We start from the raw sequence: 19,232 nt of genomic DNA, 5'->3' as shown, positions 1-19,232 counted from the left end.
TCCCGCCGGCAGAGCGTGCGGCGGCGGCTGCGACGGGCCACACTCGGGGCATGATCCCGAGCGCGCAGAACCCCGTCAGCCCGATGCTGGCGAAGGCCGTGGCGGCCGTGCCCGACGGGCCCGGCCTGGCGTACGAGCCGAAGTGGGACGGCTTCCGCGGGCTCGTGTACGTCGACGACGACGGCGGCGTCGAGATCGGCAGCCGGGGGTCGAAGTTCCTGACCCGGTACTTTCCCGAACTGGTCGACGCCGTCCGCGAGCAGGTCACCGGAGCGTGCGTGCTCGACGGCGAGATCGTGCTGCGCCAGGGCGACGAGGGCCACGAGACCCTCGACTGGGAGGCGCTCTCGGCCCGCATCCACCCGGCCGCGTCGCGCATCGCGAAGCTCAGCGCCGAGACGCCGGCCTCGTTCATCGCCTTCGACCTCCTCGCCTGCGGCGACCTCGACCTCACCGGCGTCGCGTTCTCGGAGCGCCGCGCCGCGCTCGTCGACCTGTCGGCGTCGTTCCGGGCGCCGCTGCACCTCGGACGCACCACGGACGACCCCGAGCTCGCCCGCAGCTGGCTCGACCAGTTCGAGGGAGCCGGCCTCGACGGCGTCGTCGCCAAGCCGCTCGACGCCGTCTACGAACCGGGCAAGCGCCGCCTGCTCAAGATCAAGCACCACCGCACCGCCGACGTGGTCGCCATCGGCTACCGCGTGCACGCCTCGGGCTCCGGGGTGGGCTCGCTGCTCGTCGCGCTCCACGACGAGAACGGCGAGCTCAGGAACGTGGGCGGCGTCTCCGCCTTCTCGAACGCCACGCGCCTGGCCCTCGTCGACGAGCTCGCGCCCCTCCTGCTCCGCGACGACGACGGCTCGCCGGTCGCCGCTCAAGGCGAGCGCAACCGGTTCTCCAGCTCGAAGGACGTCTCGTTCGTGCCGCTCGAGCCGACGCGCGTGCTCGAGGTGCGCTACGACCAGATGGAGGGCCACCGGTTCAGGCACACGGTGCAGTTCGAGCGCTGGCGGCCCGACCGCGAGGCTTCGACCTGCACGTTCGAGCAGCTCGAGGTCCCTGCCGCGTACGACTTCGGGGCGATCGTCGTCTGAGCGACGCGATCAGGCCATCGGCGCGACCTTCGCCAGCCCGTCGAGGATCGTCTGCCAGTTCGACGCCGAGTGCGCGGCGGCCTCCTCCGAGTCGTTCCCGGTCTGCTCCACGGTCACGCGGCAGCCGCCGTCGACCGGCTGGATCCGGTAGCTGACCCGCTGGTAGTTCTCGGGCACGTCGGGCTTGCCCGACATCGGGCTGAAGAAGCTGGTGACGAGCCGCAGCGGCTCCGCCCGGTCGAGGACGGTGCCGTGGTCGCGGTAGGGCCTGCCCTCCCACTCGCCGGAGTAGGTGATGGGGCTGCCGATCTCCCAGTCGCTGTCGACGACGGTGCCGAAGAAGTACTGCTTCACGAGGGCCGGATCGGTGAGTGCCTTCCAGCACTGCTCCGGGTCGGCGTCGACCACCTTCATGGCGCGTGCAACATGGTCGGTCATGGATCCTCCAGACGTGTCACGCGCAATGATGCTCTTCCCGGCGGAGAGCCGCCACAGTAACGTGTGGCCATGACAGCGACCGAGGCACCTGCGAACCACACGACGACCGTCCGCTCGACGGTGATCTCGGCGCCCGCGTCCGCGATCCTCCCCTATCTGACCGACTTCACGACCTGGGTCGATTGGTCGCCGTGGGAGAAGAGCGGCACCAAGCGCGAGTACCAGGGCCCGCAGGGCGAGGTCGGCGCGTTCTACGGCTGGGACGGCGACCGCAAGACCGGAGCGGGCCACATGACCGTCGCCAAGATCGCGCCGACCGCCGTCACCATCGACCTCGACTTCACGCGCCCCTTCACGACGTCGAGCAAGGTGCACTTCGGCCTGTTCGAGACCGACGGCGCGACCAAGGTCGTCTGGACCATGTACAGCCCCAAGAACGTGATGTCGCGCATCATGGGCCTGTTCATGAACTTCGACAAGATGATCGGCGGCGACTTCGAGACCGGGCTCGCGAAGCTCAAGGCGCTGGTCGAGAAGGGCTGACGCAGCCTCGTGCGCCGCGACCTCCGCGGGAGTAGAACGAGACCATGACTCTCGGGACGACACTCCTCCGCATCACCGTCGGCGGCTTCTTCATCGGCCACGGACTCCAGAAGCTCAACGGATCCTTCGGCGGCCCCGGCCTCGAAGGCGCCGCCGGCATGATGGAGTCGCTCGAACTCCGCCCGGCCAAGCGCAACGCGCTCCTCGCCGCGGCTACGGAGACCGCCGGGGGCGCGGCCATCGTGCTCGGCGCCGCCACCCCGCTCGCCGCGGCCGGCCTCATCGCCACCATGACGACGGCGATCCGCACCGTCCACGTGAAGAACGGCCCGTGGAACGCCGACGGCGGCTACGAGTACAACGCGACGCTCATCGCGGCGCTCGCCGCAGTGGCGTCCGGCCCCGGGCACGTCTCGTTCGACGCCTTGTTCGGCAAGAAGAAGTGGGGAGTGGGCGGCACCCTGTTCGCCCTCGCCGCCGGTTTCGCCGCGTCGACGGCCGTGATCGAGATGGGGCGCAGGAACTAGCGCCCCGCGTCATCGATCCCGCGCTCGGTGCGCGAGTTCCTGCGGATGAGGCACGGCCTCCCCGCGGAGCGTCACCAGCCCAGCGTGCCGGGCGCTCCCTTGAACGGCCCGACGATGCGCGCCGTGATCCAGCCGCCGTAGAAGTCGCCCTCCTGCGCGGCGACTCGCTCGCCGTCGACGTCGCACGACTCCATCGCGCCGGGGTAGACGGCCACCGTGTCGCGCAGCATCTCGAAGCCCGGCCACGGCTCGCGGTAGAACCAGCCGGCGCGCGGAGCGACGACTCCCCCGGCGACGACGTCGAGGTACGCCGCCTGCCCCTTGAACTCGCAGAGGCTGCGGCCCGGGGCGGGCTGCAGCGCGCCGGGCGAGAACGCTGAGCGGGGCAGGTAGTAGACCGGCGGGTGGCTCGTCTCGAGCACGCGGAACGACGCGTCCGTCTCGGCGACCGTCTGGCCGCCGAGCCGCACGACGATGTGCTCGCCCGACGGCTCGACGCGGGGCGGGCGCGGGTAGTCCCAGACGGACTCCTGGCCGGGGCCGGGGTCGACGCGGTGCGGGGGGCGGCGGGTGGTGTGGCGCATGGGGCCATCGTGCTCCTGCTCGCCGTGTGCGCTCACACGCTCGCGAGGATTCTGGGCGTAGACGTCCTTGTCAGGGTCGCGCCGACGCGCGCTCCTCCTTGTCACGCGTGCACGACGGCGCGTCAGTCCTTCTGAAGCGACGTGGCGTCCTTGCACAAGGACCACGCGCTACTGCGGCACGGGCCCCGACAGCGCCCCGACGACCGCGACGGCCGCCGGCCAGTACGACGCGTAGTGGTTCGGATCGGCGTTGACCTGCACCTCGTGCGCGGCCTCGGTCGGCGCGAGCGTCTTCCAGCTCGGCAGCCGCACGAGCTTGTCGAAGAAGTGGGTTGCCGCGATGTACGGGGTCATGCGGTCGGAGTACGTGCCCCACGCCCCGTTGTCGCGCTGCTGAAACAGCCCGCGACTGTCGGGCCCGACCGCGTCGCCGTGGTCGATGTTGACGAGGCTCGACTCGCCCATCGCCGTCATCACGCCGATCGCCTGGGTGCGCGTGCCGATACCCTGAGCCCGTGCGGCGTTGATGATGTGGGCGGCGTTGATCAGGCGGTCCTGGCAGTAGCCGGCGATCGGGCCCGCAGGAACTCGGACGCTCCCGACCTGCACCGCCTTCACGGCCGGGCAGCTGACCCCGGCCGACCCCGCGTCGGCTCCGCCGGCCGTCGTCCCCGACTGTCCGGCGGCTCCGCCCGAGGCGGCCTTCGCGACTGCGTTCGCGGCGTCGCCGATCCGGGTGCCGACCCCCGACGCGACGGCGGAGATGCCGATCGCGACGGCTAGGGTGACGACGAGGCCCGAGCCGATCGCGAGCGCGAACCCGAGCAGCCGCTGGGTCGGCCGCGGCGTGAGGCCGGCGCGCCGGCGGTTGCCGCCGCGCGGCCTCGCCGAGCCGCGGCCAGCCGTCGAGCGGCGGCGAGCCGACCCTGCCCGGCGCGGACTCCGCGTGGGCACGGCACTGCGACGGGACGACGGACGACGGGGCACCAGACGAGGCTAGGCGATGCCTCCGACAATGACCTCGTACTCGAGGACGAGACCCGGCGAGGTCGCCCCGCGCTCGCACACTGCGTTCGCGCACAGCGCCCGCGCCCTGCGTTCGCTCACAAGGACGCGTGCGCGCCCGAGAAGGATTTCGCCGCCGAGGCGCAGCTCCCGCAAGGAGAACCGCGCCCGACTGCGCGCCCCACGAGGACGCCTCTGCCAGCAATCCTTGCCACCGAGCGCAGCGCGCAGCGCTACGCCGCCGACGCCGCGATGTTCACGAGCCAGGGGCGACGAGATGCGTCGATGATGACAGACGCAGCCGACATCCGGGTGATGATCAGACGAACGCCAGCACCACGACCGCGTTCACCGTCACGGTCGCCCAGAACGCCCACTGGAACGACGACTTGCGCGTCTTGTGCCGGAACACCTGCTGCGCGACGACGGCGCCCATCCAGCCGCCCAGCACCCCGACGACGAGCAGGTTGCGCTCGCTGATCCTCCATCGACCACGGCGCGCGGCCCGCTTGTCGACGCCGTAGACGATGAACAGCAGCACGCCGAGCGCGAGGTAGATCCACGGGGTCCCCGACGGGAACTCGCGGACGGAGGCGCGCCACAGGTACAGCGCGGCGAAGGCGGGGAGGGAGAGCCACGAGAGGAGGGAGCGCACTCGGCGATGGTACTGGGCGAGGTGCCGCACGTTCCTGCACACCAGATCACCCCGGCTGACGACACAGCCCGGCACGCGGAGCTAGCCTGGACGAGTGCCCTTCCATCCGCTCGCCGACGCCGTCTCGCCGGGAATGGCGCACACCGAGACTCGCGCCCGGGTCGTCGCGCTGACGCAGCTGCGGTCCGACCTGTTCATCCGGGCGGCGTCCGCCGGCCTCAGGGTGGTGCTCGTGAGCGACGAGCAGACCCGGCTCACCGACGCCTACCGCGACCTCATGGCGATCGCCGGCGGTGCATGGGTGGTCCGCTCGGCCGAGGGGCTGCGCGACGGGATCACCGGCCGCACGCTGCCGTCGGTCGAGGCCGTGCTCGAACCGCCCGCTGACGACGACGCCGTGTCGTCGCGCTACGCCACCCTCGAGCAGCCCGACCAGACGCAGTTCGTGGTGTCGGCCTCGATCCGGCACCGGGCAGACGACGCGACCCGCCTCGGCCGTGCCGTGGAGGTGTTCGCGACCCTCGGCGGCGCCACGGCCCCGACCTGGTGGGGCACCGCCGAGCCCCTCGACGAGCCGTGGAGCAAGGACGCCGTGACGGCCGCGATCCGCGCCCGCATGCCGCACGACACCCGCGTGCTGGTCGGCGGCTCAGCCGAGCACCCCCTGGCGGCGAGCCTCCTGGGGCGACGCACCGACCGCGGCGTCGAGGAGGTCGTCACCGGCCTCGTCGGCGTCGGCGCGCCCGGGTCGAGTGCCGTGGCCCGCGCGTTCCATGCCGCCCCGAGCCTGCTGGCGTCGCTGGCCGACGAGGCTCTCCCCCTCGTCGCCTCGATCTTTGTACGCGTGGGCAACCGCGATCTGGCCACGCGACCTTTCGTGCGGCAGGATCCCGAGCCCGTCGCCCTCCTGATCGGCGCCCCGGCGGTCCGCGACCTGGGGCTCGACCCGGCCGGGATGGCCGACCGGTTCGGAGCCGTCCTCGCCGGCCGTCCCCGCGTGCCGGCCCTCGTCTTCCCGCTCCGCGACGACCCGGCCGACCGCACCGGCGGCTGGCCCCGCGCCGAGGCCGTCGTCGAGGCGCTCGGCCGCGACCGCCTGGAGCAGCTGACCGGCCTGCGCCTGCGCCCGAGCATGCGCCAGACGAACGATTCGATCCGAGAGGCGCACCCCGATGCCCCGTGAGTTCGTGCTGCTGACGCCCGAGATGCCCGGCGATGCGGCCTTCCGGAGCGCGGCCGACGCCATCGGGGTGCCGATCGCGCTGCACCTCGACGCCGGCGGCCTGCTGGCCCGCTTCAGCACGCCGGAGTCCGATCCGCTCGTGACCGTCCTGCACCCGCAGCGCGCCCCCGGGCCCGACGAGATCGCGCGGATCCTGCCGGGTGCCCAGCCTCGGCCGGGCACCCTGGAGCACGTCTGGTGGTCCGATGTGGTCGTGCCATGGGGCGCGGCGCAGCAACTGGCCGTCCGCCTCGCCGAAGCGATCGCCTCAGCCCTCGGCGGCACCCTCGTCGACCTGGCGTCCCCGCCGATGCCGCCGTCGACCGACCCGGCCCCCTAGGCCTTCGGCGTCACTCCGAACCGCTGGGTCAGCTGCCCCCCGATGAGGTCGCCGAGCGCGTCGGAGACGTCGTCGACCAGTCGCGTCACGACGTCGGGCACCCTGCCGCCGACCCCGGCGACGGGTGCCGACCGGTCGACGTTCTCGAGTCCTGCCGGCGCCTTAGCGAGGCCCGCGGCTTCGAGGGGACGCCACACCCGCTCGAGGCCGGCGACGTCGCCTGACTCGATGCGGCTCGCGAACACGTCGCTGAACACGGCCTGCAGGAGGCTGTCGAGCCAGCCGCCCCACTCGGCACGCCTGCTCTCGGAGGCGAGCGCCGAGGCGATGTCGCGGTTCGCGTCGAGCTGCGCGGCGGTACTCGCCGACACCGCGGCGAAGAGGTCGCTCCACTCGGGTGAGCTCTCGAGCGCGGAGAGCTGATCCGGCCAGGTGACAGGCGCTGCGAGGGCGGCCGTGATGACAGGCGAGTCGAGGGCCTCGTCGGGCGCGACCACGGGGGCATCGCCGACGCCCGCGAGGGCGGCGAGCCAGGGGGGCAGGAACTCGGCCGAGCGCGGGTAGCGGCGCAGGTCTTCGCGCCAGTCGTCGTCGGTCGGCATGACGTCGTCCGGGTCGTCGGGCGGCGTGAGCAGGCCGGTGAGAGAACCACCGTACGGTCGGACGTCGTAGTTGAAGTCGTAGTGGAACCTGCCGGCCGCCTCGATGGTCACGGTCGCCGACAGCCACGTGCCTCTCTCACCGTCGACCATCGCGGCGCGAACGGCGGACCAGGCTTCGAAGACGGCGAACCCGCCCCTGACACTGTCCGTGGACGAATCAGCGCGAATGACCTCTGAACTCGCGATATTCGCCGATCCGCCCTCGACGAACTCGCTCACGAGGGTGATCCACTCACCCGGGGGAGCCGCACGGAAGAGCGTGAGGGCCAGCTCGCGTTGGGCGTCGGCGGACCTCTGGACTTCTTCGAGAGTGGGACTCACTGCTTTGCTGTCGCTTTCGTCGGTTGCACGGCTACCAGGATGGCACCGATCAGTTTCGGAAGGACCGCTGATACATCTTCCCGTCGATGTTCCACTCGACTGTGTAGCCGGTGGGAATTCGCGTCGGGTCGCCGTGCGGATAGGAGAAGTCGATCGTCACATCGACACTGTGACCGGCGTCGATCTTCTTGGCCCACGAGTCTTCCAGAGCGCGATACGCGCCGCGGTTGACCTCGGACAGCTGCGGCACGTTGTTGAGACCTTCAGCCGGGGTGTCGAAGCGAATCCCGAACGGGTGGCCCGCGTCGTAACCCGGGATCTTGCCCGGCATGACGCGCTGCTGATACGCGTTGCGAGCCGTGCCGTCCGTCACCTGGTTCGGATCGAAGTGCCCCTCAGCGTGCTGCAGCCGGCCGACGTCGTCGGTGTGGAAGACGTACTTGCCGTCGTCGACGACGTAGACCGTGTTCGGCTCGATCCTGCTGTGGTACATCTCGTGGTTCCACGCGCCGGGGCTGCCCGAGTCGAGCGTGACGACGGCCGGGTCGGTGGCGGTGGCGACGTGGTCGGGAGGCGTCTCGACGTAATCCGACGAACGGTGAGGCCCCGCGTCGTGCGGCTGACCGCCGAGGTCGCCGTCCGCGCCGTGCTGCGGGCCGTGCGGCGGGGTCTCCCCGCCGCTCGAGCCGTGGCCGGAGGCGCCGCCGCCCGAGCCGTTGCCTGAGCCGCTGCTGCCTGAGCCGCCGCTGCCCGAACCGGAGTCGGCGTGCGACGGCCCACTTGCGTGCGAGGGCTGCGATGCGTCGACGTGGCTCTGCGGGCTGGCATCGGGGCCGCGCTCGACCGTCGTCGAGCCGTGCTCGGCGGACGGCGGCCGGACCGAGTCCGCGGCGCCGGACCCGGAGGCGCCGTGCTCGGCACCCGAGGCACCGGAGCCGACGAGCGCAGGCTCGTGCTCGACGGCGCTCGGCAGCTGCTCGACGGGGGCGTCGTGCCCCGACCACACCTTCGACTGGAGGTCGTGGACCGTGTCGATCTCGGAGAGGTCGGCCACCGGCGGCACGGCGTCGTCGGCCAGGCGCACCGGCTCGATGCCCTTGAGCACCTCGGAGTCGACGCCCTTGGTGGCGGCGATCAGGTCGAGCGGCGTGCCGGCCTTGCCCACCGCCTCGGCGAACCCGCCGAGGTGAGACGCCTCGGCGCCGTGCGCCGCGGCTCCGGCCGCCTCGGCGCCGTGCGCTCCCGCGCCGACCTCGCCGGCGCCGGGGATGAAGAACGACCCGATGTTGAAGACCGACTCGCCGGCGGCCCCGCCGGGGTCGTCGACCCACGACTGCGCGATGTTGTAGCCGTCCCACGACTTCGACTCCCACCACTGATCGGGGAGCTTCAGCCCGACGAGGCCGCCGACCGTGTCACCGAGTGCGGTGAAGTCGGCGTGGGCCTGATCCTGCATCGTGGTCTTCACCGCGTCGGGGAGGACGTCGGCGAGCGGCGACAGAGCGAGGCCGTCGATCGCCTGCTGCACCGGGTTCAACGACGCGGCCAGATGCGACAGACCCATCCAGGCACCGCCGTACGCCTGACCGGCCCGGCTCCAGGCGTCGCCGGTCAGGTCGGACCGCCCGGTCACAGCGCCGGCGATGAGCTCGGCGTACCAGGGGACGCCAGTTCCGTCGTAGCCGGTGAGGAGGGTATTGACACCCTGCACCATCTTGTAAGCACCGGTGACCACTCCCCCGACAAGGTGCGCCGGGAATCCGAGCGTCTTCTCGCCGCAGGATTCTTTTCGGCTGCCGGTCGAGCCCCATGGGGTCGTGATGTCTTTCTCGCCCTCCCACGGCATCTTCGGCATCATCGCTTCGACCTGGTCCATGATCTCGGCGGGTGTCTGACGACCCGACGTCGAGTCGGGCGACTGGCCGGCTGCGGTCAGGATCGCGGCGGCGCACGTCTCCTGAGCGGCGATCCACTGGTCGGCGAGGTCTTTGCCGCGGCGGATGAGGTCGTTGTTCTTGTCGACCATCGCCTGGTCCTGATCCCAGGAGTCGATGGTGACCGTCGGCAGGATGCTGCCCGTGACGACGCCGCTGGCGATCACCCACGGGTCGGTGCTGACCTGGTCGTGCGCCGTGTAGTGGTTCGCCTGGTAGACGAACGTCTGCGCCTCGGCCTTGAGCGCGGCGAGCTGCTTCTGGATCGGCGTCACCGCCTCGGCGTAGGCCGAGAGGGCTGCGGCCACGGCGCCGAAGCCGTCGCCGATGACAGTCGAGGCCTGCCCCACCGGGGTCATCACGTCGTAGAGGTGCTCGGCGCCGTCCGACTGATAGGACGCGGGCAGGGTCTGCCAGGCGCGGAGAGTCGCGGCACCGGCGTCGCGGATGTCGGTGCCCAGGCCGTCGAGGGTGGTCGCGTCGGCGGCGACCTGCCAGGGCCGCAGCCCTTCGCCGGGGAGGGCGGCGGGGTCGATGAGGCTCACTGGGCGGCCCCGGGGCGCTGGCTCGACGGCGTCGGGGCGGATCCTGCGTCCGTGCCAGAGCCCTGCCCGTCGAAGAACGAGAAGTCGTTCGTCGTCGCGGCGTGGACGGCCATCGACTCGGAGGTCGCCGCCATCTCCTCGTCGCCGTGGTTGATCGCGATCGTCGCGGTGGCGGCACCGTCGACGGCGGCCGGGATGCGCTGCTGCACGGTCTCGGTCGACTTCGTGATCGACGAGAAGAACTCGCCGAGCGCCGACGCGATGACCTGCGACTGCGCGTTGAGCGCCGCCGACTGCACGGTGGCGTCGACCTTGCCGAGCGCGTCGTAGATGGGCGCGCTCTCAGTGGTGACGCTCGAGAGGACCGACTTCACGCCGGCCGGATCGACCTTCCAGGTCATGGTGCTCCCCCTTGCATGGAACGGCCCGGTCAGCCGATGTTGTCGACCGCGCTCTTCGCCTTCTGGAGCGTGGCCTGCGCGGTGTCGTCGTTGCTCTGGAGCGACGTGCGGAGGGTCTGGATGATCTGCTTGACCTCGGCGGCCGCGTTCTTCCAGCGGAGCTCTTTCGACTGGTATTCGTCCGAGACGCCGTCGGCCTGGTAGTCGCTCATCGCGGCACGGACGTCGCCGTCGCGCTGGTCGATGAGCGCCTCGAGGCGTGCGGCGACGGTGTTGAAGTTGTCTTGAGCGCTCTGCGACGCGGCGACGTCGTAGTCGCGGCGGTCTGCCTGGTTGCCTGCCATCTGTCTCTCCCCCTCAGTGCGAGCCGCTGAAGCGCGCGGCGTCGAAGTTGACCGAGCCCTGGGCCTGGGCCTGGTCGTCGGCGAGCTGCTGGTCGCCGGTTCCGAATGCGGTGTTCATGCCGCCGATGCCGGTGAGCACGGCCGACAGCGAGGCGTTGAGCTCGTTCGCGACCTCGTCGGACTGACCCTTGAAGCGGTCGAAGGCGGCGCGCCCCTGGCCGTTGAACTTGCCTTGGAGCGGCTCGGCCGCCTGAACCAGCGCCTTGACCTGCGCTCCGAGGTCTTGCGACGCCCCGCCGGTCTTCTTGCTCAGCACTCCGAGAGTGTCTGCGCCCATTGCGAACTTCACGGTGATCCCCCATCGATCTCATCGTCGTTGCCGGCCCTGGTTGCAAGACCGCCCGCACCCCCTCAACGAGGGTCGCCAAACCATCCTGCGCCCCGATTGCGCATCATGCAACTTCACTCGCGGATTGTCCCCCGGGTTGCCGACAGCATTTCGTCCCCTGACAAAACAGGCCGTCGGGGCCGTTATCGTAGGGTATTCGACGTTGACGGCTACCAGGGGGGAGCACTCATGAGCGGCGCCCTGCTGGGTTCTCTGAGCTGCGCGCGGTGCGCGACGATCCTCCCCTCCGACGATCTCTTCTGCACCCGTTGCGGTGCCCGACAGCTGCGGTCCGCAGCAGGAGGGGCCCTCGTGCAGAGCGCCGGGCTCACCGCCGGCGTGGTCCAGGCGGTGCCCTCGCGCCGGCGTGCGGCCGATGCGGTCGACGTCGCCGCGGCGATCCTGGGCGGGGTCCTGGGCGGAGCCGCGGCCCTCGGCTCGGGCCTGGTCGTCGCCGCCCTGATCATCGGCATCGTCGTCGTCGCCGCCGTCCAGCTCGCGTTCCTCTCTCGTACCGGCCGCACTCTCGGCCTGCGCGTGCTGAACCTCCGCCGCGTCGACAACCTGACGGCGCTTCCGTCCACTGTCCTCGGGGCCGCTGAGGCCGCTCTCGTGCCCTGGCGCCCGCGCTCCGTCCTCACGGCGGATCTCTCGCGGGGTCGCGATCCGCTGGCCCCGGTCAGCTCGGCGGCGTCGCTCGCAGAGCTCCACGTGGCCTCCGGGGCCGAGCCGAGTCCGTCCGAGCGTCCCCTCGGCAGGCGGGCACAGGGCGACTCACCGCACGGGCTCTCTCCCCACGACCTCGGGGACGTCCCGCCGAGCGCCGCCGACTCGCCCCGCCGCAGCCGCCACGGGGCCCGCGCCGCGACCGCCGACGCCACCGGCACCGCGCTGGCGTCGGTCCGCCTCCTCTTCGACACCGGCGCCGAGCTCGAGCTGTCGGGGTCGCTGCTCGTCGGCCGCAACCCCGAGACCGACGCCCGCGGCACCGACGTCCACGCCCTCCCCGACCTGTCGCGGAGCCTCTCTCGCACGCACGTGCTCCTCGACTGGCGCGACGGCCTGCTGTGGGTCACCGACCTGAACACCACGAACGGCAGCGCGATCGTCGACGCCGACGGCGGCTACCGACCGCTCGTCCCGGGCCTGAAGTCGGCGGCCTCGCCCGGCTGGCGCGTCGAGATCGGCCGCCGCACCATCCAGATCCTCCCAGGAGCACCCGCATGAACAACGACGCCATCCTCCTCGAGTCGGTCAGGACGCACCGGGCGAGGCTCCGCGGCGCATTCCTGGTCGGCGAGCTCGCCGAGCGGCGCGACGTCAACGACAACGTGAAGAGGCTCATCGGCAGCGTCGTGCTCGGCGCGGTCATCTGCGCGGGCTGCGTCGGGACGTCGTTCGTGCTGAACGCCCTGGCCGACCAGAAGGCGGCGTCCTCGACGTCGACGGCGGCTCCGCAGTGACCGACTACACGCGTCTGACGATCGTCGGCTCGGCGAGACGGGCGACGATCGTGGTCCCGAGCGACGAGTCGATCGGCGCGCTGGTGCCCCGGCTGATGGAGCTCCTCGAGGAGCGCGTCGCGAGCGTCGCCCGCCCGCTGACGCTGGTTCGGCTGACCGGCGAGCAGCTCGACGCCACGATGTCGACGGCGGAGCAGGGTGTCGGCGACGGGGAGGTCCTGCGCCTCCTGCGGCTCGACGAGGCTCCGCCGCCGCCCGAGGTCAGCGACGTCACCGACACCGTGAGCGAGACCCTGGCCACGCGACCCGGACTCTGGTCGGCCGGCCACCGCACGGTGCTCGGCGCCGGCGCCATTGGAACCCTGGCGCTCGTCGCCGGATTCGGAACCGACACCGCGCCGGTCGCCGCCGTGGCCGGCTGGGCGGTCGCCGCTGTCGCCGCTGCATCGCTCGGCCTGGCCGGCCGGGTCTCCGCCTCGCGGGTGCTGCTCGGAGCGGCGCTCGGGCTCTCCCTGCCCGCAGCCGTCTGGCTGGCCACGGGGCTCCGTTTCGGCTTCGAGGCAGGCGTCGAAGTCGTCGAGACCAAGGAGCAGTTCGTTCTCGACGCGGTGGCGTTCCCGGTGGCCGCCCTGCTCGTCTTCGCCTGGCTCGCGCTGCTGCTCGGCGTCGGGGTCGGCCGCCGATCGCGCCCGGCAGCCCTCGGATCCGCCGCCGGTGCGGTCTCGGGGATCGTAGCGTCGGCGATGCTGACCGCCGGGCTCCCGCTCGGCGAGGCGGCTGCGATCCTCACGCTGCTCGCCGCCGTGGCCTGCGGTCTCGTTCCCTGGTACGCCATGAGCGCATCGGGCCTCACCGGCCTCGACGACCAGGTCATGGCCGGGCGCCTGGCCGAACGCACGTCGGTGCTCCAGACCGTCGGCGACGCCTACCGCACCCTCACCTGGACCACCTTTGCCGTCGCCACCGCACTCGCCGCTGGCCTGACCGGGCTGGTGTGGTCGCAGGATCCCTGGCTGAACGCGCTCGCCGCCGTCGCGATCCTGGTCTCCGCCCTGCGCACGCGCGCCTTCCCCCTCGCGGCACAGGCCTGGGCGCTCTGGGTCGCCGCACTCGTCCCGATCGTCGGCTACGTCGTCTGGCACCCGGGATCGACCTGGCTGCTCGGCGCCGTCGCACTCGTCGTCGCCCTCCTCGTCATCGCCCGGCCCGCGATCCACCAGCGCGCGTCGCTCCGCCGACTCGGCAACGTCGTCGAGTCGCTCGCCGTCATCGCCCTGGTCCCGCTCGCGCTCGGTGCATTCGGCGTCTTCGGTCAGCTCCTGGGAGCGTTCTGATGCCGGCCCTCCGCAGCCTTCTCGCCAGCGCGCCCGCGGCCGTCTTCGGCTCCGCCACGGCCGGCCTCACCGAGCTCGACGGCGCCGACCGCGTCATCCGGGCGCCCCTCGCGCTCAGCCACCGGATCGCCTTCGTCCAGCTCGCCGGAGGAACCGGCACCTCGACCGCGTCGGCGGCCGTGGCGAGCCTCCTGGCGCACCGGCGGCGCGGCCCGGTGCTCGGCGTCGCGGCGTCCGGCGGCGACCGCACGCTGCTCTGGCACTCCGGCGCGACCGACGTCGAGCCGGGCGGCGAGCCCGATCCCCGTCGTCGATCACCTCGCGGGTTCACCGACGCGTCGGCCGGTCTCGCGGTGTCGCCGGGCGGGCTGCACCTTCTCGACGTGCGGCCGGGGCCGGCGCCCATCGCCGCGACCGAGGCCGACTGGGCCCTCTCGGTCGCGCCGATCACACGGTTCTTCGACGTCGTCTGCACCGACTGGGGCGTCCGGCGCCCCGAGCTCGACCTGGGCGGCGTCGCCGCGGGAAGCCACGCCGTGTGCCTGGTCGCCCGTGCCGACCGGTCCAGCCTCGAGCAGGCCGTCGCCGTCGGGCGCGCGCTCAGCGCCCTCGAGAGCCGGCCGCGCGTCGTCCTGGCCGCCGTCGACCTCGGCGACACCGGCGGGCGTGCCCCCGAGGCCGTGCGCTGGGAGCCCGGCACCACGATCATCCGGATCCCCTTCGATCCGGCGCGCTCCGCAGACGCACCGGCCGGGAGCGCCGAGCTGTCGACCCGGTCGCGACTCGCGACGACGCGGCTCGCCGCTCGTCTCATGCCGCCACTGGCGACACCGGCCCTCGCCGAGGAGGCGCTCCGATGACCCGCCGCCTCGTGCACCGTCCGACCCGCGTCAGCCGGCCGCTCCGCCCCGACGAGGAGGAGCCGCTCGCTCCCCCGCCGGCCCTCACCGAGGGCCCGGTCGGCGGCATCCCCCTGCAGACGCTGCTCCCCGTGGTCGGCTCGTTCTCGTCGATCATCATGATCGTCGTACTCCGGAACGCGAACCCCGTGTTCATGGTCGTCGGAGCACTGGTGCTGGTCGTGGCACTCGTCGGCGGACTCGGGATGGCCGTGTCGCAGCGCGGCAATGCCGCCCGCACCCGCCGGACGCAGCGCGAGAGGTACCTCGACTTCCTGGAGCGCACCCGCGGCACGATGCGCCGCCGGGGCCGCGAGGTGCGCGCCAAGGCGGCGACCCTCAACCCGGAGCCCGCGGCGCTCACCGAGCTGGTGCGCGACCCCGCGCGACTGTGGGAGCGGCGCCGCAGCGACACGGACTTCCTCGACGTCCGCCTCGGCACCGGCGACGTCCGCTGGTTCGACCTCACCCTGCCCCGCGACCAGAACCCCGTGCAGCCGTTCGACCCGATCATGCTGGCCGAGGCGGAGACCGTCGCGCGGCACTACTCGATGGTCGCCGGGATGCCGGTGACCCTCGACCTCGACCACGCGGGCCACGTGGCGATCATCGGCGACCGCGACGGTGTCGTGCGCGCCGCCCGGGCCCTGATCAGCCAGCTGGCCGCGCTGCACTCGCCCGACGACCTGCATCTGGCCGCCGCCTACCCCGCCGACGCGGCGGCCGAGTGGGACGGCTTCGACCTCCTGCCGCACGCCGTCGATGACGCGCTGAGGGATGGGCCCGTTCCTGCGCGCAGGATCGCCACCGACACGACGGCTCTGCTCCGTGTGATCGGAGGTGAGCTCGCCGACCGGGCGCAGCTCGCCGCGACGGCGAAACGCAGCGCGGGCACGTCGGGAACCGCGCTCGGCTCGCGCCTCGTCGTGTTCGTCGATGACTACGGCCACGTCGCCAGCGGCCTGCCGGTGCCCGACGCCGACCTCGACCTCGCCGACCTGCAGGTGACGGCGGTGCACCTGCTGAGCGACCGCCTGCACGAGCCGTCGAACGTCACGGTCCGGGTGACCGTCGACGGCGACGAGGCCGTGGTGACCGACGCCCGGGTGGAGGCGAACGGCGAGGTCACGACCTCGACCGTGCGGCTCGACAGCGTGGCCCCCTCGACGTTCCAGACGCTCACCCGCGAGCTGGCCCCGCTGCGGCTCAGCCTCACCGCTCAGGACGAAGCGGAGTCGGTCGAGGGGATCAGCGTCACCGACCTGCTCGGCATCGCCGACGTGACCCGCGTGGCCCCGGAGAACGCCTGGACGCCCCGGTCGCCCCGCGACTTCCTGCGCGTGCCGATCGGCCTGGACGACTTCGGCGCGCCCGTGCTGCTCGACCTGAAGGAGTCGGCACAGCTCGGCATGGGACCACACGGCATCTGCATCGGCGCGACCGGATCAGGCAAGAGCGAGATGCTCCGCACGCTGGTGCTCGGCCTGGGCCTGTCGCACTCCCCCGAAGACCTGAGCATGGTGCTCGTCGACTACAAGGGCGGCGCAGCATTCGCGGCCTTCGCCGGCCTGCCCCACGTCGCCGGGATCATCGACAATCTCGCCGACGACGCGGGCCTCACCGAGCGCGCCCGGGCGTCGATCGCCGGCGAGGTGGTGCGCCGCCAGAAGGTGCTGCGCGACGCCGACAGCTCGCCCTCGATCACGCACTACCGCGAGCTGCGCGAGCAGCGCCCCGAGCTCCCGCCGCTGCCGCACCTGCTGCTGGTCATCGACGAGTTCGGCGAGCTGCTGACGGCCGAGCCCGAGTTCATCGACCTGCTGATGACGATCGGCCGCATCGGGCGCTCGATCGGCGTGCACCTGCTGCTGTCGAGCCAGCGGATCGAGGCCGGCAAGCTGCGCGGCCTCGACACCTACCTGTCGTACCGGATCGGCCTCCGCACCTTCTCGGAGGCGGAGTCGACGACGATCCTCGACCGGCCCGACGCCTTCCACCTGCCCGCGATCCCCGGCTACGGCTACCTCAAGGTCGACACGTCGATCTACCGGCGGTTCCGCGCCGGCTACGTCTCGGGGCCGATCGAGCAGTCGACCAGCCCGGCCTCGGACCCCGCCGCCCGGCCCGAGCCGCTGGTCCTGCCCGCCTACAACACGCTGGCCTCGGCAGACGCGACCGGCGACGAGCCGGAGGCCGAGCTCGAGCGACCATCCGTCGGCCGCGCCCTCGTCGACGAGGCCGTCGACCGGCTCCGTGTCGCCGGACGCACGGTCAGCCCGGTCTGGCTCCCGCCGCTCCCGGACCGGCTCGCCCTGTCGCGCGTGGTCCAGGGGCGACGCGAGCTCGACGAGGCCCTCCGGATCCCGCTCGGCCTCGTCGACGACCCGGCCAGCCAGTCGCAGGGCTCGTGGGTGCTCGACCTCACCCGCTCCGGCGGCCACGCGGCCGTCATCGGCGCCCCGCAGACCGGCCGCTCGACGCTGCTGCGGTCGGTCGCCGCCGCCACGGCGCTCACGACGACGCCCCGCCAGGTGGCGGTCTACGGCCTCGACCTCTCGGGCGGCGGCCTGGCGCGCATCGAGGGGTTCCCGCACGTCGGCGGCGTCGCCACGCGCTCCGACCCCGACCGCGTGCTGCGCCTCCTCGAAGAGCTGCACCTGATGCTCACGCAGCGCGAGCGGGTGTTCCGCGAGAACGGCATCGACTCGCTGCCGGCGCTCCGTGCCCGGCACGCCGCAGGAGGACTGCCCGAGCTGCCGTCCGCCGACGTGATCCTGCTGGTCGACGGCTACGGCGCCGTGCGCGACGAGTTCGAGCGCTTCGACCAGCCGCTCGCCGAGCTGCTCCAGCGCGGGTCGAGCTTCGGCATCCACGTCGTCCTGTCGCTCACCCGCTGGAACGAGGTGCGGATGAACCTCCAGCCCCTGATCGGCACCCGCCTCGAGCTCCGCCTCAACGACGCAGCCGACTCGGTCATCGACCGCAAGCTCGCGCAGACGATCCAGCCGTCGCAGAAGGGCCGCATGATCACGGAGGAGCGCCGCTTCGCGCAGATCGCCCTGCCGGTGCTCGACGACGTCGACGACGACGGCGTGCCCGAGGCGATGGCGCAGCTCGCCGCTCGCGCGAGCGCCAGCTGGAACGGCCCCGCCGCGGCCCCGATCCGCCTGCTGCCGACCGACTACACGCCCTCCGAGCTGCCCGACGTCTTCGACGAGCCCGACCGGATCCCGTTCGGCCTCCGCCAGGACACCATGCAGCCCGCCGTCCTCGACCTGCAGCACACCGACCAGCACCTCACCGTCTTCGGAGACGGCGGCTCGGGCAAGACGACCCTGCTGCGCGGCCTGATCGAGGGGCTCGTCGAGCGCTACACGGCCGACGAGCTCGTGATAGCCGTGATGGACGCCCGCGGCACCCTCGCCGACGTCACCCCCGACGACTACCTCGGCGGCTACGCGTCGTCCGCGCTCGAGGCCCGCCAGCTGACGACCGCGATCGCGCAGGAACTCGACAGCCGTGGCGCGTCACCCGACCGATCGAAAGGACCCCGCATCGTCGTGGTCGCCGACGACTTCGACATCCTCGCCTCGGGCGGCACCGAGCCGCTGCGGCCCCTCCTCCCGTACCTCCCGTCGGCGCGCGACCTGCGCCTCAACGTCCTCCTCGCGAGGCCGGTCGCCGGCCTCCAGCGCGCCCTCTTCGACACGTCGCTCCAGTCGATCCGCGACACCGGCGGCTCCACCTTCCTCATGTCGGGCGAGCGCGCCGAGGGGCAGATCCTGCCGCGGCTGTATGCCGAGCAGATGGTCGCCGGGCGCGGCCGCCTCGTGCGGCGCGGCGAGCGGCCGTTCGTGGCGCAGGTGGCGCACTTCGGGGCCGGGGTCGTGCCCGCCGACGGGGCTGCCGATGTCTGACTTCGAGCGGCGCCGCGAGACCCGCGGGGTCCGGGTCGTGCTCGCCGGGACCGCCGGCGGCACCGGCACGACCACGCTGGCCGCGCTCGTCTTCGAGAGCCTCCGGCACTCGCTCGAGGGTGCGCCGGTGCTCTACGACCACTCCGGCGGCGACCTGGGCGCCCGGCTGACCAACGGCGACGATGTCGCGCAGCTCGACGACTCGCTCGCGCTGCACGACATCGGGCCGCACGCGTTCACCGGAGGAATCGACGCCCTCGAGGCGCCCCACGACCTCCTGGTCGCCGTGACAGCCGCGTCGCCCGCCGGCCTGTCGCTCGCCGAGCGACTGCTCTCGACCGCGGCCGACCGGTTCGGCGCCGCCGGGACCTCGCGCCTCGTCGTCGTCGCCAACGGGGCCGCGGGGCGCTCGCGCATCGGCCGAACCGCCGAGGTTCTGCGCGACCGGTTCGGACAGGGTGCCGTGGTGCTGTTCCCGCGCGACGAGGCCCTCGCGATCGGCGGCCGGATCCCGCTCACGCGTCTGGGGATGCCTGCCCGCCTCGGCCAGGCCGCGCTGGCGCAGCGATCCGGCGAGCTGCTTGCGATGCACCGTCGGGCCCGCTGACCCGCACAC

General features: G+C 72.5%; 20 protein-coding genes. 11 read left to right on the top strand and 9 right to left on the bottom strand.

Translation table 11 applies throughout. The annotated features are described in order from the left end of the window. Window positions 1-50: 50 nt before the first annotated feature. The gene (locus tag AC3CBB_RS03900) at window positions 51-1,094 is read left to right on the top strand and encodes an ATP-dependent DNA ligase (protein ID WP_488626072.1); all 1,044 of its coding nucleotides are present in this window, start codon (window positions 51-53) and stop codon (window positions 1,092-1,094) included. Between the two features lie 9 nt (window positions 1,095-1,103). Here AC3CBB_RS03900 and AC3CBB_RS03895 read toward each other — a convergent pair whose 3' ends face one another. Then, a complete protein-coding gene (locus tag AC3CBB_RS03895) occupies window positions 1,104-1,532 on the bottom strand; it encodes an SRPBCC family protein (protein WP_488626071.1) in 429 nt (142 codons plus the stop codon). 69 nt (window positions 1,533-1,601) lie between these two features. Here AC3CBB_RS03895 and AC3CBB_RS03890 point away from each other — a divergent pair, with 69 nt between their 5' ends. Together AC3CBB_RS03890 and AC3CBB_RS03885 are read left to right on the top strand one after the other, a co-directional pair. Further along, a complete protein-coding gene (locus tag AC3CBB_RS03890) occupies window positions 1,602-2,075 on the top strand; it encodes an SRPBCC family protein (RefSeq protein WP_123504358.1) in 474 nt (157 codons plus the stop codon). Between the two features lie 44 nt (window positions 2,076-2,119). Then, window positions 2,120-2,602, top strand: coding sequence for a DoxX family protein (locus AC3CBB_RS03885; protein WP_123504357.1), 483 nt, complete (start codon window positions 2,120-2,122; stop codon window positions 2,600-2,602). A gap of 71 nt (window positions 2,603-2,673) precedes the next feature. On the opposite strand, the gene AC3CBB_RS03880 is transcribed toward AC3CBB_RS03885, so the two are convergent. The 3 genes from AC3CBB_RS03880 to AC3CBB_RS03870 all read right to left on the bottom strand — a co-directional run bounded on the left by AC3CBB_RS03880 (window position 2,674) and on the right by AC3CBB_RS03870 (window position 4,846). Then, window positions 2,674-3,186 (bottom strand): DUF427 domain-containing protein, encoded by a 513-nt coding sequence (locus AC3CBB_RS03880; RefSeq protein WP_488626070.1) that lies wholly within the window; start codon window positions 3,184-3,186, stop codon window positions 2,674-2,676. Window positions 3,187-3,354: 168 nt separating this feature from the next. Then, window positions 3,355-4,173, bottom strand: a complete 819-nt coding sequence (locus tag AC3CBB_RS03875) for a hypothetical protein (RefSeq protein WP_488626069.1) — start codon at window positions 4,171-4,173, stop codon at window positions 3,355-3,357. 337 nt (window positions 4,174-4,510) lie between these two features. Beyond that, window positions 4,511-4,846, bottom strand: coding sequence for a DUF1294 domain-containing protein (locus AC3CBB_RS03870; protein WP_488626068.1), 336 nt, complete (start codon window positions 4,844-4,846; stop codon window positions 4,511-4,513). A gap of 94 nt (window positions 4,847-4,940) precedes the next feature. Here AC3CBB_RS03870 and AC3CBB_RS03865 point away from each other — a divergent pair, with 94 nt between their 5' ends. Both AC3CBB_RS03865 and AC3CBB_RS03860 read left to right on the top strand, forming a co-directional pair. After that, window positions 4,941-6,029 carry a DUF6177 family protein gene (locus tag AC3CBB_RS03865; protein ID WP_488626067.1) on the top strand — a complete coding sequence of 363 codons (1,089 nt, stop codon included), beginning with the start codon at window positions 4,941-4,943 and terminating at the stop codon, window positions 6,027-6,029. Next, entirely contained in the window at window positions 6,019-6,408 is a 390-nt protein-coding gene (locus tag AC3CBB_RS03860) for a hypothetical protein (protein ID WP_488626066.1), read from the top strand. The genes AC3CBB_RS03865 and AC3CBB_RS03860 overlap by 11 nt, the downstream gene beginning before the upstream one ends. Here the strand turns inward: AC3CBB_RS03860 and AC3CBB_RS03855 are convergent. The 5 genes from AC3CBB_RS03855 to AC3CBB_RS03835 are packed head-to-tail and all read right to left on the bottom strand — an operon-like array spanning window position 6,405 to window position 10,964. Next, on the bottom strand, window positions 6,405-7,391 hold the full coding sequence (locus tag AC3CBB_RS03855) for a hypothetical protein (RefSeq protein WP_488626065.1): 987 nt from the start codon (window positions 7,389-7,391) through the stop codon (window positions 6,405-6,407). The two genes, AC3CBB_RS03860 and AC3CBB_RS03855, sit on opposite strands and share 4 nt — an antisense overlap. A gap of 49 nt (window positions 7,392-7,440) precedes the next feature. Further along, a complete protein-coding gene (locus AC3CBB_RS03850) occupies window positions 7,441-9,870 on the bottom strand; it encodes a DNA/RNA non-specific endonuclease (RefSeq protein ID WP_488626064.1) in 2,430 nt (809 codons plus the stop codon). After that, the gene (locus AC3CBB_RS03845) at window positions 9,867-10,271 is read right to left on the bottom strand and encodes a DUF6507 family protein (RefSeq protein WP_123504349.1); all 405 of its coding nucleotides are present in this window, start codon (window positions 10,269-10,271) and stop codon (window positions 9,867-9,869) included. The genes AC3CBB_RS03850 and AC3CBB_RS03845 overlap by 4 nt, the downstream gene beginning before the upstream one ends. A gap of 29 nt (window positions 10,272-10,300) precedes the next feature. Beyond that, window positions 10,301-10,615: a pore-forming ESAT-6 family protein gene (locus AC3CBB_RS03840; RefSeq protein ID WP_123504348.1), complete on the bottom strand. Its 315-nt coding sequence runs from the start codon at window positions 10,613-10,615 to the stop codon at window positions 10,301-10,303. Between the two features lie 13 nt (window positions 10,616-10,628). Then, the gene (locus AC3CBB_RS03835) at window positions 10,629-10,964 is read right to left on the bottom strand and encodes a hypothetical protein (RefSeq protein ID WP_123504347.1); all 336 of its coding nucleotides are present in this window, start codon (window positions 10,962-10,964) and stop codon (window positions 10,629-10,631) included. 228 nt (window positions 10,965-11,192) lie between these two features. Between AC3CBB_RS03835 and AC3CBB_RS03830 the strand changes: the two genes are divergently transcribed. From AC3CBB_RS03830 to AC3CBB_RS03805, 6 genes are read left to right on the top strand one after another with little or no spacing between them, the layout of a single operon-like run. Then, on the top strand, window positions 11,193-12,230 hold the full coding sequence (locus AC3CBB_RS03830; protein ID WP_488626063.1) for an FHA domain-containing protein: 1,038 nt from the start codon (window positions 11,193-11,195) through the stop codon (window positions 12,228-12,230). After that, a complete protein-coding gene (locus AC3CBB_RS03825) occupies window positions 12,227-12,466 on the top strand; it encodes a hypothetical protein (protein WP_123504345.1) in 240 nt (79 codons plus the stop codon). The genes AC3CBB_RS03830 and AC3CBB_RS03825 overlap by 4 nt, the downstream gene beginning before the upstream one ends. Beyond that, the gene (locus AC3CBB_RS03820) at window positions 12,463-13,800 is read left to right on the top strand and encodes an EsaB/YukD family protein (protein ID WP_488626062.1); all 1,338 of its coding nucleotides are present in this window, start codon (window positions 12,463-12,465) and stop codon (window positions 13,798-13,800) included. Before AC3CBB_RS03825 ends, AC3CBB_RS03820 begins: the two co-directional genes overlap by 4 nt. Further along, window positions 13,800-14,660 (top strand): P-loop NTPase family protein, encoded by an 861-nt coding sequence (locus AC3CBB_RS03815; protein ID WP_488626061.1) that lies wholly within the window; start codon window positions 13,800-13,802, stop codon window positions 14,658-14,660. Before AC3CBB_RS03820 ends, AC3CBB_RS03815 begins: the two co-directional genes overlap by 1 nt. Continuing rightward, window positions 14,657-18,616 carry a type VII secretion protein EccCa gene (gene eccCa, locus AC3CBB_RS03810; RefSeq protein ID WP_488626060.1) on the top strand — a complete coding sequence of 1,320 codons (3,960 nt, stop codon included), beginning with the start codon at window positions 14,657-14,659 and terminating at the stop codon, window positions 18,614-18,616. The genes AC3CBB_RS03815 and eccCa overlap by 4 nt, the downstream gene beginning before the upstream one ends. Then, the gene (locus AC3CBB_RS03805) at window positions 18,609-19,223 is read left to right on the top strand and encodes a hypothetical protein (protein WP_488626059.1); all 615 of its coding nucleotides are present in this window, start codon (window positions 18,609-18,611) and stop codon (window positions 19,221-19,223) included. The genes eccCa and AC3CBB_RS03805 overlap by 8 nt, the downstream gene beginning before the upstream one ends. Window positions 19,224-19,232: the final 9 nt, after the last annotated feature.

This window comes from Frondihabitans sp. OV104 (assembly GCF_057787745.1).
The sequence above is the reverse complement of the archived record's forward strand: the minus strand, read 5'-3'. Positions and strand labels throughout refer to the sequence as shown.

Coding starts and splice junctions, on each gene's coding strand:
- AC3CBB_RS03845 (WP_123504349.1), bottom strand. CDS start 10,271: ATGACCTGGAAGGTCGATCCGGCCGGCGTGAAGTCGGTCCTCTCGAGC.
- AC3CBB_RS03815 (WP_488626061.1), top strand. CDS start 13,800: ATGCCGGCCCTCCGCAGCCTTCTCGCCAGCGCGCCCGCGGCCGTCTTC.
- AC3CBB_RS03900 (WP_488626072.1), top strand. CDS start 51: ATGATCCCGAGCGCGCAGAACCCCGTCAGCCCGATGCTGGCGAAGGCC.
- AC3CBB_RS03860 (WP_488626066.1), top strand. CDS start 6,019: ATGCCCCGTGAGTTCGTGCTGCTGACGCCCGAGATGCCCGGCGATGCG.
- AC3CBB_RS03890 (WP_123504358.1), top strand. CDS start 1,602: ATGACAGCGACCGAGGCACCTGCGAACCACACGACGACCGTCCGCTCG.
- AC3CBB_RS03830 (WP_488626063.1), top strand. CDS start 11,193: ATGAGCGGCGCCCTGCTGGGTTCTCTGAGCTGCGCGCGGTGCGCGACG.
- eccCa (WP_488626060.1), top strand. CDS start 14,657: ATGACCCGCCGCCTCGTGCACCGTCCGACCCGCGTCAGCCGGCCGCTC.
- AC3CBB_RS03825 (WP_123504345.1), top strand. CDS start 12,227: ATGAACAACGACGCCATCCTCCTCGAGTCGGTCAGGACGCACCGGGCG.
- AC3CBB_RS03840 (WP_123504348.1), bottom strand. CDS start 10,615: ATGGCAGGCAACCAGGCAGACCGCCGCGACTACGACGTCGCCGCGTCG.
- AC3CBB_RS03895 (WP_488626071.1), bottom strand. CDS start 1,532: ATGACCGACCATGTTGCACGCGCCATGAAGGTGGTCGACGCCGACCCG.
- AC3CBB_RS03885 (WP_123504357.1), top strand. CDS start 2,120: ATGACTCTCGGGACGACACTCCTCCGCATCACCGTCGGCGGCTTCTTC.
- AC3CBB_RS03805 (WP_488626059.1), top strand. CDS start 18,609: ATGTCTGACTTCGAGCGGCGCCGCGAGACCCGCGGGGTCCGGGTCGTG.
- AC3CBB_RS03880 (WP_488626070.1), bottom strand. CDS start 3,186: ATGCGCCACACCACCCGCCGCCCCCCGCACCGCGTCGACCCCGGCCCC.